This is a genomic window from Kitasatospora sp. NPDC006697, from assembly GCF_042869935.1.
Taxonomy (GTDB): Bacteria; Actinomycetota; Actinomycetes; order Streptomycetales; family Streptomycetaceae; genus Kitasatospora.
This window is the reverse complement of the sequence record NZ_JBIAGU010000047.1, coordinates 1-16,970: the sequence shown is the minus strand read 5'-3', so window position 1 is coordinate 16,970 and position 16,970 is coordinate 1. Positions and strand designations below refer to the sequence as shown.

The window sequence follows — 16,970 nt, the reverse complement described above, 5'->3', positions numbered from 1 at the left end:
AGATGCACATCGACTGCACTGGCGCTTCATCGCTGCGCGGCGTGGATGCCGGAAGACTTGCGGTCGGCACCCCAAGGCCAGGCTCATCTCGGCAACTTGAGCCCTGGAAGCACCTGGGAGTAACAGGACATACACGCCGATCCCTCGGAGATTCTAGGTGAGTACCCGAAGCAGGACAGCGAGTTGGGCGATTAAGCCCGCGAGACCGCCGTGTAGCCAGGATGGCGGATCGAACGCCACCGGGCCGCGCAGGGTTCACCCGTTCGGGGGGTAGGTCGGAGCGCCGAAAGTGGTTCGCCAGCGCCGGTAACCTCAGTTCAGGACGGACTGATCGTTCGTCATGTCTGAATGCCAGAAGGCTGAAAGGGAACTGATGGCCGAGGACCAGGTCCACACGGTCGAGCGTACGCTCGTCCTGCTCAAGCCCGACGCGCTGGTACGCGGCCTCGGGGGCCGGATCATCTCGCGCTTCGAGGATGCCGCGCTGAAGATCGTCGGTGTCAAGATGAAGTGGATGGACGAGGAGTTCACCCGCAAGCACTACTTCGACCTCGAAGAGCGGCTCGGGGCCGAGGTCTACAACCTCACGGCCACCTTCATGCAGCAGGGGCCGGTCATCGCCCTGGTGCTGGAGGGCTACGACGCCATCGCCACTGTCCGGAAGATCGTGGGCAGCACCTACCCGAACCAGGCTCCGGCCGGCACGATCCGCGGCGACCTCTCGCACATGAGCTCTGCGGGCAGCGTGGCGGTCGGCAAGGCCGTGGCCAACCTGGTCCACGCCTCCGGCAACAAGGAGGAGGCCGCGCAGGAGGTCGAGCTGTGGTTCGACAAGGACGAGCTGCACGAGTACCGCACGCTGGCCGAGATCTTCACCAACTAGGCCGATCGCGGCGTCACCACTGAGACGCCGCTGCGTTGACCACCACCGGGGTACCACCGTCCGATCTGAGAGGGCACCATGACCAACCAGACCCGCCTGGCCTCCGCCGAGGAGCTGGAGTCGATCTTCCAGCGTGAGCTGGCGAGCGACCGCTGGGCGGCCACCGAGACCGCCTACGCGCTGGCGGTCCGCCTCCGCGACACCGGCGACTGGCCCAAGTCCCGCGAGTGGGTCCAGCAGTGCCTCCAGCTCCTGGAGGGCTTCCCGAACGAGACCGAGGACCAGGTGGCGACCACCCGCGTGGCCGTCGGCGGCGTCCCGCTGCCGAACTACCTGCACGCCGGCGTGATCCGCGAGCGCTTCGGCGACCTGGGCTGATCCATCTCGGGTGGTGCGGCCGGTGAAGTGACGGCCCGCCGCACCACCCGGCTCCACCACCAACTCCATACAACCCATCCGGACCAGCCAGGGGCCGCCCCGCCTTGGTTCGGCTGGATCCGCCATGCCTGAAACGAGGAGACACGACCGTGGCTGTCGAGATCGAGATGCGCGCCCGCTTCGACAAGGAGACCCACGCCCAGCTCATGGATCGCCTGCGGAAAGACGGCGAGGACCTGGGTGACGACGCCAAGCACATCTACTTCTACGTGCTGCCCGAGCAGCTGCTGAAGGTCACGGACAACACGGCTGCCGGCACCGCCAAGATCACCCTCAAGGGCAGCAAGATCGGCCAGGGCGCCGCCTTCCACGAGACCGAGTTCGCGATCGCCCGAGAGGACGTCCCGGCGGCCGTGAAGGTGTTCAACGCGCTCGGCTTCGAGTCCGCGATGCACGAGGCGTTCAACTTCCGCCACAACTTCCGCTTCCAGGGCGTGGAGATCGCCCTCAAGTGGAGCGAGGCATGGGGCTACCACGCCGAGTTCGAGGTGTTGCTCGACGACGGTGCCCCGGACGCCACCCGCGACGAGGCGTCCGCCCAGATCGTCGACGTCGCCGCCGAGCTCGGCGTGACGCTGATGAGCGAGCAGGAGTTGGCCGACTTCGCCGCCGCCTTCGAGGCCGCCGAGCAGGAGCGCAAGGCCCGCGAGGCCCAGGCCGCGCCGATCCGGTAGGAGCACGTCACCGCGGTAGACCACCAGAAGGGGGTGGGCACAGATGAGCACGACCCCGACGACCACGAGTCTGGTTGACCTGGCTGCACGCAAGCAGCTGCCGCACCACCAGTACATGGACCCGGCCACCATCGAGTGGATCAAGGCCAACCGGCCGGACCTCGGCACGGCCTGGCCGCCGCCCCTGCGGCCGGCCTCGAAGCACATCCTGAGCCGGTCCGCGCCTCCGGCGACGTGGCTGGCGGAACCCCGTTTGCATGACTCGCTCCACGGCGTCCGGCACAGCATGCGAACCGCCGCACTGGCCGCTCTGCTCGCTGAGATCCACGAGCTGGACGACACCGAGACCGCCACGGTGGTCCTGGCAGCAGCCATCCACGACTGCCAGCGCCTGCACGACCAGGACGACCGTGGCCACGGTGCTCGCGCCGCCGTCTGGCTGGCCGCCAACGCCGACACCATCTGGACACACTTCGGCTTGGTGGCCACGCCCCGGCGGATCATCCAGGCAGCAACCGCCGTCCGCCTGCACGATGTGCCGTACGGCGCCTTCTGCTTGGACGACCAGGCCGACTACCACCGCGCCGGGCTCATCTGCGACTTGGTCAAGGCTGCGGATGCGCTCGACCGTTACCGCCTGCCGAAGCTCAGCTGGTGGCCCGACGCGCGGCACGTTCGTGAGCCGGCCTTCGACCAGCTCCGCGCCGTGGCCTTCGACCTCGTCGCCGTCTCCGAGACCGCGCACCTCGCCGGAGCCAGCAGCGCCGAAGCCGTCCTGTACGCGCTCGCCGAGAAGGGGCTGGTGTAACCGTGAGCCTCCGCGACGCCTACGACCTGTGGGCCGACGCGCACGCCTTCTTCGACTCCGCGCTGCCGCCCGACGCCGGGCGGTCCGACCCACTTGCAGCCCAGACGGCCGCCTGGCACAAGCGCCTGACCGACGAGACGCCGAACGGCAGCCTGCTCCGCAAGAACGCGCTCTTCGACAGCCTGAGCAGCGACGGCAAGCTGCACCTGCTCCACGTCACCCACGCCCTGGAAGAGATCAGCGAGGAGGGGGTGCTCTACCCCTCCGGCGGGTGCCTCGTCGGCAGCATCTACTGCGCGCCGCTCACAGCGACCGAGCACGGCTTCCGCATGCACAATCTGGCCGCCTACGTCCTCACCAAGGAGGCCCCGGCCTCCCTCGCCAAGGTCGGCCTGAGCGGACGCGTGCCCACACCGCTGATCTTCGAGATCACCGCGCCGCCCCAGGCGTACCGCGGATTGGCGGGCGTGGACTACCTGCGGCTGGGCTCGATTCACCTGCAGATCTACACCGACCTGGAGTACCTGCTCAGCAAGACCGAGCGACACCACCTGCGCGAGACCGTCGTCGGCAGGATCAAGAACTCGGCCGCGTTCCTGGCCCTGGCCGCCGGCATCGTCTACCAGGACTCGACCGTGGCCACGGAGGGCTTCCTCCAGCTGCTGGATGCGGTCATCCCCCGGCTGCCGATCCTCGGCTATGTCTACTTCGAGACCCTCGCCGAGTACCTCATGCTCCACTCCACCTCCGCACGGACCCGACAGCTGGCCGACCTCGGGGAGTTCAACAACTGGCTCTACAAGGAGATGCTGTTCGCCTCCTTCCCGGACATGGCCGGCAAGTTCAACCTCGCCAGGTTCCGCCCCCGCCCACAGCAGCTGGCGGCACTGCTGCAGCGGGTGGACCCCACCATCGACGCTGACCACACCCGCGCGTACATGGTCGAGCGGATCAGCTACCTCGTCGCCGCCCGGCTCTTCACCAGCGGCCAGGTGCCCGAAGCCTGGCACCGCACACGCTGGGAGTTCGACAGCCTCGCTATCCAGCTCGGCCCGCTGCTCGGCCACCTCATCCACCGCGAACTCCGCAGCTTCGGCCGCTACCCCGACTTCTACTTCTACTTCGACCAGCACAAGGCCCTACAAGCCTGGAACTACTGGAACCACATGGACATCGTCGTGCCGTTCAACGGCACGATGCCCAAGGGCGAGATCGGCATCAACCCGGCCTACCCGAACCTGGACTACCGCGTCTGGCGTGCCGAGCCGGACGACGCCGGGCACCTCCACCCGACCGAGCAACTGGCGCTCAGCATCGCGCCGCGCCTGGTCGACATCAAGTACACGCTCATGCGCAACAGCAGCCGCTGACCGCTGCCCCACGCCCCTCGACGACCGATCGCAGAGGAGACGCATGCCCACCCACGGCCCCGCCACCCAGTCCACCACTGCCTGGCCGGCACCCACCCAACCCGCCGAGACGCTCTTCACCGAGATCTACCGCACCAACCACTGGGGATCTCCCGAGTCGGTCTCCGGTCCCGGCTCCGAGATCCGTCAGACCGAGGCCGTCCGGGCCGCCCTCTCCGCGGTTCTCGCGCGCTACCCGATCCGCACCGTCACGGACGCCGGATGCGGTGACGTCAACTGGATCCGCCAGGTCGACGGGTTCGACCGGCTGGACGGCTACGTCGGCCTCGATGTCGTGCTCGACCTCGTCCAGCTCAACCAGGAACGGCACGGCAGCAAGCGCATCTCCTTCCGACAGGCCGACCTGAGCAGGGACGACATCCCGACTGCGGACCTCGTCATCGCACGGGACTGCCTCGTCCACCTCACCCACCACGAGGTACTCGCGTTCCTCGACCGCGTGGCGGCCAGCCGCTCGACCTACCTACTCGCCACCACCTACGTCGGCGAAGCCGAGAACCGCGACACCACGGACACCCACTGGCGCCCGCTCAACCTTCAGGCGGCCCCGTTCCACCTGCCCGAGCCCGTCGAGTACTTCGACACCGACTTCACGGACGGCGGCCGGCACCACCCCGGCAACGGGCTGGGCCTGTGGAAGATCGACCAGCTCAGCTCCCGAACTCCCTGACCACCACCCAGGCGCCCCAGGAAGCGAGACCCTCGATGAGCCCGCACGACCAGCAGATAACCGCCCTCCTCGCCCAACTCGACCAGGCCCTCGACTCACCCGCGACCACGCACGGCCTCGCCCGCACCCTCCGGGCGACGGTCAAGGAAATCGAACTGCACCGCCACCACCGGGCCAGCGTCGCCGCCCTGCCCGACTGCGTCCTCACGCCCGGTCCCACCAAGGTTCAGATCGGCGGCGGCGGACACCGCATCGACGGCTTCTTCAACATCGACATCGTCCCGCCGGCCGACCTCCTGTGGGACGTGCGCGAGGGCATCCCGCTCGCCGACGCCAGCACCGAGACGGTGTTCTCCGAGCACTTCCTGGAACACATCGACTACCCCCGCTCCGCCAAGTCCTACGCCCGCGAGGCCCACCGCGTCCTCGCGCCCGGAGGCCAGCTCATCACCGGCGTCCCCGACCCCGCCTTCGTCCTGAACGAGTACCCGGCGCCGCCGGAGCGGGCCGCCGAGATGATCGAACGGTGGTACGCCAAGCGGCAGTGCCGAGGCGACATGAACACCTACCTCGACCTCATCAACTACGTCTTCCGCGACCAGGACGACGACCCGACCTACAACCCCCACTACTGGGCGTACGACCACGAGAAGCTCGCCCAGCTCTTCACCGAGGCGGGCTTCCGCACCGTCGAGCCGTGGACCTTCGACCCCGTGATGGCCAACCCGAAGCGCCAGTGGGCCAGCGTCTACGTGGTCGCCATGAAGTAGCCGCGTAGCCCGCGAGAGCGATCCGCACGGGAGCGCACAGGACCTCTGACCGTGGTGGCCGGCAATCCGGCCACCACGGGACGGCGGGACCACTGATCAACGCCAACAGCAGGCACCTGCACGCCTACGCAGCCCCGAGCGGGAGGCACCTCATGTCTCAAGGCCATTCGTACATCAGCCACCTGACCTTGGCCGATACCCCGAACGCGGTGCCCTGGGCCCGCCGGCACTCCGCCGACATCCTGCGCCGGTGGCAGATCCCGGGCGCTGTCATCGAGACGGCCAACCTCATCGTCTCCGAGCTCACCACCAACGCGGTCCGTCACCCGGCCGACAACGAGCCGCAGAGCACCGGATACTCGAGCCTTTCCGCCGTCAGCACGTTCACCCTCACCCTCCAGCTGACGGGAACGGGCCTGCTCGTCCAAGTCGCAGACCACGACCCCCGGCCGCCAGTAAGGCGCGAGGTGGGCGTGGAGGCCACTGGCGGACGCGGGCTGTTCCTGGTGAGCGAGATGGCCAATCGCTGGGGCTACTACTATCCCGCCACGGCGGTGGGCAAGGTCGTCTGGGCGGAACTTCTCCTTCACGGTTCCGGGCGGTCAGGTTCAGGCCGCACGGGGCAGGCCAAGGAACGTGGGCAACCCACCGAAGCTACCGGCCCGATCTCCGACCCCCTGCTGATCGGCAGGGTGCTGGTCGGCCTGCGTGAGCTGTAGCGGAGGACGAAGCGTCCATCTGAGCGGCATCACGGGCTGGCGTGTACGTGCCACATCCGCCTGCCCGCGTGACGGGCACGGAGATCGAATCGGCCTGATGCGTCCCACCTGTCACACAGTCCCGGTACCGTTGCCAGAAGCAATACGGCTCCGCCTCCAGCAGTGCGGGACCGCCCGAGTTCCAAGGAGAGTGGTTGTACGTGGCGAGTGGGCGCCTGGCCCTGTCGTGGGTCGGCAGGGAAGAGGCCCTGCTCAACACAGCGGACGGCGGGTACGAGTGGGTCTCTCGTCAGGACCCGAGAGTCACCGAGGTCCGCCTCCTCCGCGAGACCGGCAAGTGCGGCGAGATCACCGGTACAGCGTCCGACAATCTGCTTATCCATGGCGATAGCAATGACGCTCTCCGGGCGCTCACCCGCGTCCCTGAGTACGCCGAGCAATACCGTGGCAAGGTCAAGCTCGTCTACATCGACCCGCCTTTCAACACTGGTCAGGCATTCCAGCATTACGACGATGCCCTTGAGCACTCGGTCTGGCTGACCATGATGCGCGATCGGCTTCTGCTCATCCGGGAACTGCTCGCCCCGGGGGGATCCGTTTGGGTGCACCTGGACGACGCCGAGATGGCCTACTGCCGCGTACTCATGGATGAGATCTTCGGGCGGGGAAACTTCGTGGGCACCGTCGTGTGGCAGAAGATCCATGCACGGAACAACTCGGCTCAGCACTTCTCTGCCGTGCACGACTATCTGCTGGTGTACGCCCGTTCCAAGAGCGACCTGGTGCTCAACAGGATCGACCGAACCGAGCTGAGCGATCAGGAGTTCTGGAATCCGGACAACGATCCTCGTGGGCCGTGGCGCAGATCGGACCTCACCGCCTCGCATGCCTACGAGGATGGCCGGTACGAGGTGGTCGGACCGCACGGGGATGTCTTTTCTCCCCGAGGAAACCGGTGGTGGTCGTGTTCCAGGGAGACATTCGAGACCCTGCGGGCAGACGATCGGCTTTGGTGGGGCAAGACGGGTCGGACATTCCCGTTCCGAAAGCGCTTCCAGTCGGAGCTGGGAGGCCTTGTGCCGACGACCTTCTGGACCCACGACGAGGTCGGGGATAACCGGCAGGCGAAGGGCGAGGTAACGCGGCTGTTTGATCGCTCGCGAATTTTCTCGACCCCGAAGCCCGAGGCGTTGCTGAAGCGTGTGATCCAGATCGCCACCGAACCGGACGACATCGTCGTCGACGTGTTTGCCGGCTCTGGCACCACCGCAGCGGTGGCTCACAAGATGGGCCGGCGCTGGGTTACTGCGGAGATTTCCGGAGAGACCGTAGAGACTTTCACCCGTCCTCGCCTTGAGAAGGTGGTCTGCGGGGACGACCTGGGGGGCGTGACGAAGGCCGTCGCCTGGGGAGGTGGCGGTGGTTTCCGCAGCATGGAGGTGGCACCTGCCGCCTTCGAGATCTTCGACGGCCGGGTGTTCCTGGCTGAATGGGCCAATGGTGACGACTTCGCTGAGATGGTCGCCGCCCAGCTGGGATTCACCTATGAAGGCGTTGACGGCGGCCCGTTCTGTGCCGGTCGAGGTCGGACTCGACTGGCCGTGATCGACGGTGTGATCGACGAGGTCGTTGCTCGCGGTGTTCTTGGACAACTGGACGAAGGGGAGCGTGCGGTTCTTGTGGGCAAGGGTGTGACACCAGAGGCGGAGCAGCTCGTCGCTGATCTCAGCGCGGGCTCCCGTGTACTGAAGGCGCCGCGTGACTTGGTGCGTCGGGGGAGGGCTGTCCGATGACTTGGATTCACTACAACGCGGGCCTTGTGGAAGAGATCGCCGGGGAGCTGGACCTTCGTACCCCGAACACCAAGGCGATCCACGCGATTGCTGAGACGATCAGCCCCGGTGACGGGCGCGAGGTAGTCTGCGATCTCGCTACAGGGGTGGGGAAGACCTACATTCTGGTCGGCCTCGTGGACTACCTAGCTGCCAATGGTGTCCGTAACATCCTGGTGGTGACCCCTGGCACGACGATCCAGGACAAGACGGTCGCGAACTTTACCCCGGGACACCCGAAGTATGTCTCTGGCGGGGCTACCGAGCCTCTTGTCATCACCTCGGACAATTTTTCCCGGGGCCAGGTCGGCGATGCCCTGCACGACGACACGGTGACCAAACTGTTCGTGTTCAACGTGCAGCAGTTGATCCGTCCGTCCGACAAGACGTCCCGCAAGGTCCGCGCACAGGACGAGTTCATCGGAACCGGCCTGTATCAGCACCTCCAGGAGGTCGACGACCTCGTGGTGATTGCTGATGAGCACCACGTGTACAGCGCACGGGCCAAGTCGTTCAATAAGGCCATCAACGACCTGGGGGCGCGGGCCGTCGTCGGCTTGACCGCTACGCCGGCTGGCGGCGTTGAGCCGATCTTCCGGTACACGCTGGCCGAGGCCATCGCTGACGGCTACGTGAAGATCCCGGTGATCGTCTATCGGCCTGACGGCCGCAAGGACGAGCAAACGGTGCTGGCTGACGCTTGCCACCTGCTTCGCATAAAGGATGCTGCGTGGACGGCCTGGGCGGAAACCCAGGGCAGGACGCCTGTTCACCCAGTGCTGTTCGTCGTGTGCCGCGACATCTCGGATGCCGTGCGGGTTTCGGAGAGGCTGACCGCCGACGACATGTTCCCCAGTGAGGGCCAGGTCCTCACAATCACCTCGGAGTCGAGCGACGTGGCCCTCCGTGCCCTTGCCGACGTCGAGGAGCCTGGTTCTCCCGTGCGTGCCGTCGTCTCGGTCAACATGCTCAAGGAAGGCTGGGACGTCAAGAATATCGGGGTGATCGTCGGCCTGCGAGCCCTCGCGTCGGAGACCCTGACCGAACAGGTCCTGGGGCGCGGACTCAGGTTGCCCTACGGGCGCCGCGTAGGAACGCCGATGGTCGACACGGTCGATCTAGTTGCACACGAGTCATACCGCCAGCTGCTGGAGAACAAGGACGCCCTCCTCCAGAAGGTGCTGCCGGCCGGCGGCGGTGGCATCGACGAGGACCGCCCCCAGCCAACGGCCACCGCGGGGCCTGCGGCTCCGGAAGCTCAGCAGGACGTGCTGAGCTTCACCTCCCGGCCCCGCACCGTTGATGGTGACACCATCGAGGGCGACCTGCTCCTTCAGGTTGAGTGCATGGCCGACGTGGTGACACAGGGCGAGCGGGACCTGAAGGCTGTCACTACCCTTCGGTCCAAGGTCGACGGGGCGCCGACCATTCGCTTCCCCCGCCGGGAGCAAGAGATCCTGCCGGTCAAGTTCTCGTTCAGTTTCATCGATAACGCCAGCGCGCGGGCCGAAGGCGCCGCGTACAGCCACGAGTTCGAGGTAACGCTTACACGACAGGCGATGGAAGCCCAGCGTGCCCTGGACGGTACCGTCGGTGTCCGCGTGACCGCAGCGGAGTCCGTGGACGCCACGCAGCGGCATGTATCCATCACGGAACTCCGGAACGACCTCTATGACCGGATCTGGAACAGCGGCTACGCCGAGGAAAGTGCCCCCGAGTACCAGGCTGCCAACCGTGTGGTTCGTGAGTTCCTCGCTGGGGCTGGGGTCACCTCTGAGGACCAGCAGCACGAGTGGGGGGAGCTGCGGGCACGCCAGGCCGCTGCCTCATTGGGGAAGCTCGTCAAGGCTGCGTATGACAACCGCAAGCTCCGGCCGACCTACAGGTTCGTAGAGGTTCATGTCCCTGCCGTGCCGCCACCGCCAATGCCGTCGAACGTAGTGACCAAGTGGGCTAACTACCGTAAGGACCTCTGGTACGGGGACTGGGATCGGTCGATCGAACCCGTGGCATCCTTCGACGCGCGGAGCACTGAGTACGCCCTCGCGCACCTCTTCGACGGAAGCCCGAAGGTGAAGTGGTGGCTGCGAAACTACGACCGCAGCGAGGTCTGGATCGAGCGGGACAGCGGGAAGAAGTACTACCCGGACTTCGTCGTCCTCGATGCCGAAGGAACGTACTGGGTCGTTGAAGGGAAAGCGAACGACCGCGCCAACGATCCTGAGGTGCAGGACAAGAAGCGGGCTGCTGAGGAGTGGGCTCGCTTCGTCCGGGACGATGGCAGGTTCGGAACCTGGCGGTACATCTTCGCGACTGAGAGCATCATCAAGGGAGCGGAGGGGAGTTGGGACTCCCTTCTTGCTCTCTCCAAGCCGGAGTAGCAGGCATGACTGCGCTCTGTCGCCTGGGCTCGCGTCGGCGTGAGTCCAGACGACAGAGCACTGGCACGTTGAGCGTATGCGCCCAATCCCTGGCGTAAGCCCGGCAGCATGTGTCTGAGTGCTGCAATCCTCCCCATCCACCGGTGAGGCGAGGGCCAGAGGCGGGCGAGATATTCAGCTTCCACGCCGCATATACGTACGGTCAGTTGTCGTGGCGGTCGTTCCGGGGCCGAGGCGTGGCTTGGCGCGGTCCGGACACGCTTACGGCTGCCGCAGCGATGATTGAGCAAATTCGGCTTGGAACCTTCGTAACGTCACCCGACCTCCTTCCGCCAGCACGCTCGCCCGGCGGCTACACCGGGTACACTTTCGTACAATTTCGGCGCATCGCTGCCCGAGTGCGCGTGCGGCCGTAGCACGGGAACACGGTTCAGGGCCGTCCGGGCCCTGGAGAGCGGGGCGGTGCGTGCAGGTCCGGCGATTGCAGTTGCAGAACTTCCGTGGCATCAAGCAGGGGGCCGTCTTCCTGGACGGCCACTGCCTGCTGGCCGGATCCAACAGCGCGGGAAAGTCGACCATCTGCGAAGCGCTGGATCTGGTCCTGGGCCCTGAACGGATGGCCCGGCGCCCGGTGATCGACGAGTACGACTTCTTCGGCGCGCAATACCAGGAGCACGACGGAGAGCTGCCGGAGGTCCGGATCGAGGTCGTCCTCACTGACTTGTCGGAGGTTGCCCAGCGGCGGTTCGGCAGCCATCTGCGCCTGTGGTCCCGCCGGACTAACGACTTCCTTGATCTTGGCCCGAACAGCCTCCAAGAAGCCGATTCAGCCGAGTGGTGTCTGCCTGTGGTCTTCTGCGGCCGCTACGACCCGCAGGAGGACGACTTCGTCGGGGGGACCTTCTTCGCCCACCCCGAGAACCTGGCGGACGAGCCAACCGCCGACGACACAGCGGCACTCGGCGCCGGCCTGAAGCCGTTCACCCGCGCCGACAAGAGGCACTGCGGCTTCCTCTACCTGCGGCCCAACCGGACCGGGAATCGTGCGCTCACATTCCAGCGCGGTTCATTGCTGGACACCATCGTCCGCCTGGAAGCCGAGCTGGCTGGCCCGCTCTGGGAAAGCACTCTACGCACCCTGGACCAGGTCACCATCGCCGCCGCGGACTCCGGGTTCGACAAGATCCGGACCGAGATCCACGAGCGGATCAACCGGTTCGTAACCCTGGGTGATGCTCCCGACCCGGTGGACTTCCGCGCCTCGGAGATCACCCGGGAGCATCTGCGCGAGGTCCTGCGCCTGTTCATTGCGACACAGCCCAGCACCCACTCGGTGCCGTTCAACCGACTCAGCACGGGCTCCTTGAACCTCCTGGTGTTCGCTCTGCTCACCTACATCGCCGAGCTCAAGGGCGACAAGTCAGTGATCTTCGCGATCGAGGAGCCGGAGATCGCTCTGCCGCCCCACGCCCAGCGGCGACTGGTGGACTTCGTCCTGAAGAACATGGGCCAGGTCATCGTCACCTCCCACTCGCCCTACGTCATCGAGAAGTTCGCACCTTCCCGAACAGTCGTCATCACCCGGGACGGGCGGGGCGCATTGACCAGCCGGGGCATCGCGCTTCCGCCGGACTTCAAGCCGAGCAAGTACCGCTTGTATCGCCGCCAGTTCGCCGAAGCAATCCTGGCCCGCGCGGTCTTGGTGGTCGAGGGGGCCACGGAGGCGGCGCTGTTCCCTGCTGTGTCGGACGTCCTGGAGGCTGACCCGGCGGTACCCGACTACGTTCACATCGACCTCGCCGGTATCACCGTCTTCGACGCCCAGAGCGACGTCAACGTGCCGCTATTCGCGCCGGTTTTCAAGGCGTTGAACAAGCCGGTCTACGGCATCCACGACCAGCCGAACAAGCCGCTCACAGCGGCACTCGCTGCCAAAACGACCGACTTCACGCACTACGAGGAGCTTGCGTACAAGGGCGTCGAGAGTCTCCTGGTGGCGGAAGTGCCCGTGGATGTCCAACGGCGATTCCTCGACGCAGTCGCCCAGCGCGACGACTACCCGAGCGGGTGTGCACGCCCGGTGGCCGGGGCTAGCGAAGAGCAGGTTAGCTCCCTGACCGCTGCCGTCCTCGCAGCCCGCAAGGGCGACGGGTACGGTGCCTTGCTCATCGCCGAGTGCAAGAGCCGCAGCGACCTGCCGGCAGTCCTGGCCGACTTCCTGCTCGCTATCGATAACGACCTCCGCTCCGGGGCCAGTACCGAAGCCACCGGTGGCGAGGACGGAACGCTGGCGGGCGTGTCCGATGAGGATTGACGAGGTCAGGCAGGAGATCCTCGACTCGGCTGGCCATCTTGTCATCGTTGGCGGGCCTGGCTGCGGGAAGACGTCGATCGCGCTCCTCAAAGCCCGGAAGACACTCGGCACCCTCGAAGACGAGCAACGCGTGCTCTTCCTGAGTTTTTCGAGGGCCGCAGTTCGCCAGATCACTGACCGTATGGCCGGAGTGTTCGATCGCATCGGACGCGAACGACTGGAGGTAAAGACCTTCCACGCCTCGTTCCTCGAGATCGTCCGAACCCACGGCCGACTGCTGACCGGCCAGCCGTCCAGGTTCATCGCTCCCGACCGCGAGCGGCAGCTGAAAGCAGATTTCGACGGGGACTGGGAGGCCGAGCGGCGCAGGCTTGCCGCCGAGGAAGGCAGGTACGTCTTTGATCTGCTCGCGGACGCGACGGCAGATCTTCTGGAACGCAGCGCATCCCTGCGGGCCCTATACAGCAGCGTCTACCCACTGATCATCGTCGATGAATTCCAAGACACCAACACCGATCAGTGGCGCGTGATCAAGGCGCTGAGCTCTACCTCCACCGTGATCTGCCTCGCCGACCCCGACCAGCGGATCTTCGGACATCTGGAGGGCGTCGAGGAGGGACGCCTCGACGAGGCGATCGAGCACCTGAAGCCGACGTCGTTCGACCTGTCCAAGGACAACCACCGAAGCCCAGCGGGAGGGCTGCTCGACTTCGCCAACGCTGTCCTGCGTAACATCCCGCACCCCAAGCCCAACGGCGTCTTCACCTGGACCTACACCCCAGGGTGGGGCGTCCCCGGGCCTGTGGTCGTCCACCGGGGCGTTGTTGCCATGCGCAAGCACCTGACCGAACGGCTCGGCCGGACACCCACCGTCGCCATCCTTGCCAGCGTGAACTCCATCCTCTGGTCCGTCTCCGAGGCTCTGTCGACAGAGCGACAGGCAGAGAGCGGGACGATCCCAGCGGTGGACCACGCACTCCAATGGGATCCCGAGCTATCCGCCGCCGCGGGCTACACGGTCGCATCCATCATGGAGTGGCCCGGCCTGACGCGCACCGAGGCAATCATTGGCACCGCGCGGAGCATCGCCGACTTCTACCGCGAGAAGCTCGCCGGCGGCACCACTGGCGCCCGCAGCAAGATCAATGCGATGGAGAACGGCCTGACGGCTCTGATCGCAGGCAAGCCCATCCGGTCCAAGACCGTCAACGCGCTCGTTGCGGCCTACGACGCCGGAATCTCGTTCACCGGGCAGCCCGTAACCGACTGGAAGACCGCCCGCGCTCGCCTCACCGGGTCCGCCGAACTCGACGAAGTCCTCAAGCACGCCCAGCTTCTGCGCCTGCTGAACGCCACCGACGCCCTCGCCTGGGCCCTGACCGACTCCTGGGACGGAACAGCTTCCTACAACGGTGCTGTCGCCGCCGTACGCGCAGTCCTGGGCGCGGAAGCCCTCACCGCCTCACAGCAGCCCACGGAGCCCGTAGCCCTGATGAGCATGCACCGATCAAAGGGCAAGGAGTTCGACGGAGTCGTTATCTACGAAGGCCCTTACGCTGGGCGCCTGCTCGACCCCGCCTGGGATGCGGAACGGATCCTGGCGCAACGCCGCCTCCTTCGCGTCGCCATTACCAGGGCGCGCTCACTCGTCCTCTTCGTGCGACCCCAGGACGGCCAGGCCCTGTGCGGCACCCGTACGCCATGACCGGCGAGAACCGTCGACACGCCGCCGACAGCGATGAAGGCACAGGTGCGTTGCCTCGGACGCGGGAGTCTCTGCGTGAGCGATGCGTGAGCGGATGGGGCAGCACATGCCGGTTCGGGCGGGATCGTGGATCACGGCGCAACTATCTGACCTGCGGGTTTATCACCAAGCGATCGATGCTGGCAGCAGCCATCATGATCACTGCCGGGCTCGTAATGCGTAGGTCATGGGTTCGAATCCCATAGGCGGCTCCAAGGAAGAACCCTAGATTAGGCCTCTGACCTGGGGTTCTTTGCTTTTGCTGACCATGGAATGCGCTCGAATGCGACGCTTTGAGGCTATGCACGGAGTGCGTAGGTCACGGCTTGCCGACTCTCAGTAGCATCGGACTGTACTAGGTACTGACCTGCGGGTTTGTGGGTGACTGCCTCGCATCTGATGTGCTATCAGGCGATAGGTGCGGCCGAGGTGCGGCCATCTGTGCAGCGGGGGTTCTGGCGTGGGACGCGGAACCCATCTCGAGAGGCATAAGAGAGCGCCGCTGTTGTTGGCATCCGACAAGCGGGCGCTGTGATGCGACAGTTTCAGCAGCCGTGTGCCGCCTCGGCCAGCTGCGGTCGTCTGCCGCACGGCCAACCGCTCACGGGCGGGGCTGGCGTGACTCGCCGGGGTGCGGGCGACTGGTCCAGCACCTGTGCGCGACGGTGGGGCGGTGACTGCGAGTGGTATCGCTACGCCCAGAAGCCGCTCCGCTCTCGTCCATCGGTGCGCGAGGTGCGGAAGATTTCAAGTCAAGTGAGACGGTCGTGACGCTATGAGGTTTGTGGTGCGGGTTCCCTGCGCTTGGCTGGGTCGTTGATCCATGCCGTCTTCGGGATCTCGGGTGGTCGGGGGTGGCGGCCGAAGCGTTCGGGATGCCGTGCGTAGGCCTCGGCGAGGGTGACGGCCCGCTGGTCGCGGACCTGTTCGGCGGTGCCGAAGTGGACGCTGGCGGGCGTGTGAAGTCCGATGCCCGAGTGTCGGTGCTCGTGGTTGTAGTACGAGATGAAGGCGTCGAACCATTCGCGGGCGTGGGCCAGGGAATCGAACCGTTCGGGATAGTCGGACATGTACTTGGTGGTCTTGAACTGGGCCTCGCTGTAGGGGTTGTCGTTGGAGACCTTGGGGCGTGAGTGACTCCTGGTGACGCCGAGATCGATCAGCAGCTGGGAGACTTTCTTCGACGTCACCGAGGTGCCCCGGTCGGCATGCACGGTCTCGGGGACGATGCCGTTGCGCGCGATGGTCTCGCGGATCAACTGCTCCGCCCGCTCGGCCGACTCGGCCAGTTCGACGGTGTGGCCGACGATGTAGCGGCTGAAGATGTCGATGACGACGTAGGCGTGGTACCAGATGCCCTTCCTGGGGCCGGCGGCTTTGGTGATGTCCCAGGTGAACACCTGGGAGGGGCCGTCGGCGACCAGTTCGGGCACCGTCTTGGCCGGGTGGGTGGCCTGGCGGCGGCGCTCGCCCGACTGCCCGCGCTCGCGCAGGATCCGGTACATCGTGGAGACCGAGCAGTGGTAGCGCCCGGTATCCAGCTCGCGGGCCCAGATCTGTGCGGGTGGCAGCTCGGCGTACTCGGGGCTGTTCATCAACTCCAGTACCGCGTCGCGCTCTTCGGCCGTCAGGGCCGACGGCTGGACCTGGGACGACCTGGCCCCGCGCACGGGTGGCGGTTTCAGCTTGCGGTAGTGGGTGGCCCGGGAGCGGCCGGTCAGCCGGCACGCGGCCGTGATGCCCAGCTCGTGTTCGAGGCCGGCGAACGCCTCGTCCACGACCGGGTCGGCGGCGTGGTTCAGTCCGCGCCCTCGGAGATCATTTCCAAGAGCGCCGACGCTTTTCCCAGGACCTCCAGCGCGGCCTTGTTCCGGGCGAGTTCCTTCTCCAGTCGTTCCACCTGCCGACGCAGCTTCTCGTTCTCGACCTCGGTGGCGGACTTCTTCGGGCGGGCCGGGTTCGTGCGGCGGTCGACCAGGTTCTCCAGGGCCCCGGCGTCCCGCGCGGCCCGCCACTCGGTGACGTGCGAGTGGTACAGGCGCTCGCGGCGCAGGACCGCGCCTTTCTCGCCCTCGGGCGCGGCGTCGTACTCGGCGACGATCCGCAGCTTGTACTCGGGGCTGAACGTGCGGCGCTTCGGCCGGGGAGCCGGGTCGGCTGCGGACGGATTGCTGCTGGTCATCAGGGTGGAACTCCTACTCGGGCCCTCTCAGGCTGATACGAAAATCCACTGTTTCTGCAGGTCAGGCCACCTCCACCGATTGGAGCGAGACTTGGTAGCCAAGCTGGTTGAGTTGGCCGACAAGG

General features: G+C 66.3%; 14 protein-coding genes. 12 read left to right on the top strand and 2 right to left on the bottom strand.

Annotated features, from left to right (window positions below):
- Nucleotides 1–373 precede the first annotated feature (373 nt).
- From ACFYNO_RS38870 to ACFYNO_RS38815, 12 genes are all read left to right on the top strand, one after another.
- On the top strand, nt 374–883 hold the full coding sequence (locus tag ACFYNO_RS38870; RefSeq protein ID WP_033346890.1) for a nucleoside-diphosphate kinase: 510 nt from the start codon (nt 374–376) through the stop codon (nt 881–883).
- A gap of 78 nt (nt 884–961) precedes the next feature.
- Complete coding sequence (locus ACFYNO_RS38865) at nt 962–1,261, top strand: hypothetical protein (protein ID WP_388022883.1); 300 nt, start codon at nt 962–964, stop codon at nt 1,259–1,261.
- A gap of 149 nt (nt 1,262–1,410) precedes the next feature.
- Complete coding sequence (locus ACFYNO_RS38860; protein WP_388022882.1) at nt 1,411–1,995, top strand: hypothetical protein; 585 nt, start codon at nt 1,411–1,413, stop codon at nt 1,993–1,995.
- Nucleotides 1,996–2,038: 43 nt separating this feature from the next.
- Nucleotides 2,039–2,803, top strand: a complete 765-nt coding sequence (locus ACFYNO_RS38855; RefSeq protein ID WP_388022880.1) for a hypothetical protein — start codon at nt 2,039–2,041, stop codon at nt 2,801–2,803.
- A 2-nt stretch (nt 2,804–2,805) separates the two neighbouring features.
- Nucleotides 2,806–4,173, top strand: coding sequence for a hypothetical protein (locus tag ACFYNO_RS38850; protein WP_388022878.1), 1,368 nt, complete (start codon nt 2,806–2,808; stop codon nt 4,171–4,173).
- Between the two features lie 43 nt (nt 4,174–4,216).
- Nucleotides 4,217–4,903, top strand: coding sequence for a class I SAM-dependent methyltransferase (locus tag ACFYNO_RS38845; protein ID WP_388022876.1), 687 nt, complete (start codon nt 4,217–4,219; stop codon nt 4,901–4,903).
- A 35-nt stretch (nt 4,904–4,938) separates the two neighbouring features.
- Nucleotides 4,939–5,673, top strand: coding sequence for a class I SAM-dependent methyltransferase (locus tag ACFYNO_RS38840; protein WP_388022873.1), 735 nt, complete (start codon nt 4,939–4,941; stop codon nt 5,671–5,673).
- Nucleotides 5,674–5,825: 152 nt separating this feature from the next.
- Nucleotides 5,826–6,392, top strand: coding sequence for an ATP-binding protein (locus ACFYNO_RS38835; RefSeq protein WP_388022872.1), 567 nt, complete (start codon nt 5,826–5,828; stop codon nt 6,390–6,392).
- Between the two features lie 200 nt (nt 6,393–6,592).
- Nucleotides 6,593–8,185 (top strand): site-specific DNA-methyltransferase, encoded by a 1,593-nt coding sequence (locus ACFYNO_RS38830; protein ID WP_388022950.1) that lies wholly within the window; start codon nt 6,593–6,595, stop codon nt 8,183–8,185.
- Nucleotides 8,182–10,605 carry a DEAD/DEAH box helicase family protein gene (locus tag ACFYNO_RS38825; RefSeq protein ID WP_388022871.1) on the top strand — a complete coding sequence of 808 codons (2,424 nt, stop codon included), beginning with the start codon at nt 8,182–8,184 and terminating at the stop codon, nt 10,603–10,605. The genes ACFYNO_RS38830 and ACFYNO_RS38825 overlap by 4 nt, the downstream gene beginning before the upstream one ends.
- Nucleotides 10,606–11,086: 481 nt before the next feature.
- The gene (locus ACFYNO_RS38820) at nt 11,087–12,919 is read left to right on the top strand and encodes an ATP-dependent endonuclease (RefSeq protein WP_388022870.1); all 1,833 of its coding nucleotides are present in this window, start codon (nt 11,087–11,089) and stop codon (nt 12,917–12,919) included.
- Nucleotides 12,909–14,624 carry a UvrD-helicase domain-containing protein gene (locus ACFYNO_RS38815; RefSeq protein ID WP_388022867.1) on the top strand — a complete coding sequence of 572 codons (1,716 nt, stop codon included), beginning with the start codon at nt 12,909–12,911 and terminating at the stop codon, nt 14,622–14,624. Before ACFYNO_RS38820 ends, ACFYNO_RS38815 begins: the two co-directional genes overlap by 11 nt.
- Nucleotides 14,625–15,436: 812 nt before the next feature.
- Here ACFYNO_RS38815 and ACFYNO_RS38810 read toward each other — a convergent pair.
- Together ACFYNO_RS38810 and ACFYNO_RS38805 are read right to left on the bottom strand one after the other, a co-directional pair.
- The gene (locus ACFYNO_RS38810) at nt 15,437–16,441 is read right to left on the bottom strand and encodes an IS3 family transposase (protein WP_388022865.1); all 1,005 of its coding nucleotides are present in this window, start codon (nt 16,439–16,441) and stop codon (nt 15,437–15,439) included.
- 20 nt (nt 16,442–16,461) lie between these two features.
- Complete coding sequence (locus ACFYNO_RS38805) at nt 16,462–16,845, bottom strand: transposase (RefSeq protein WP_388022862.1); 384 nt, start codon at nt 16,843–16,845, stop codon at nt 16,462–16,464.
- Nucleotides 16,846–16,970: the final 125 nt, after the last annotated feature.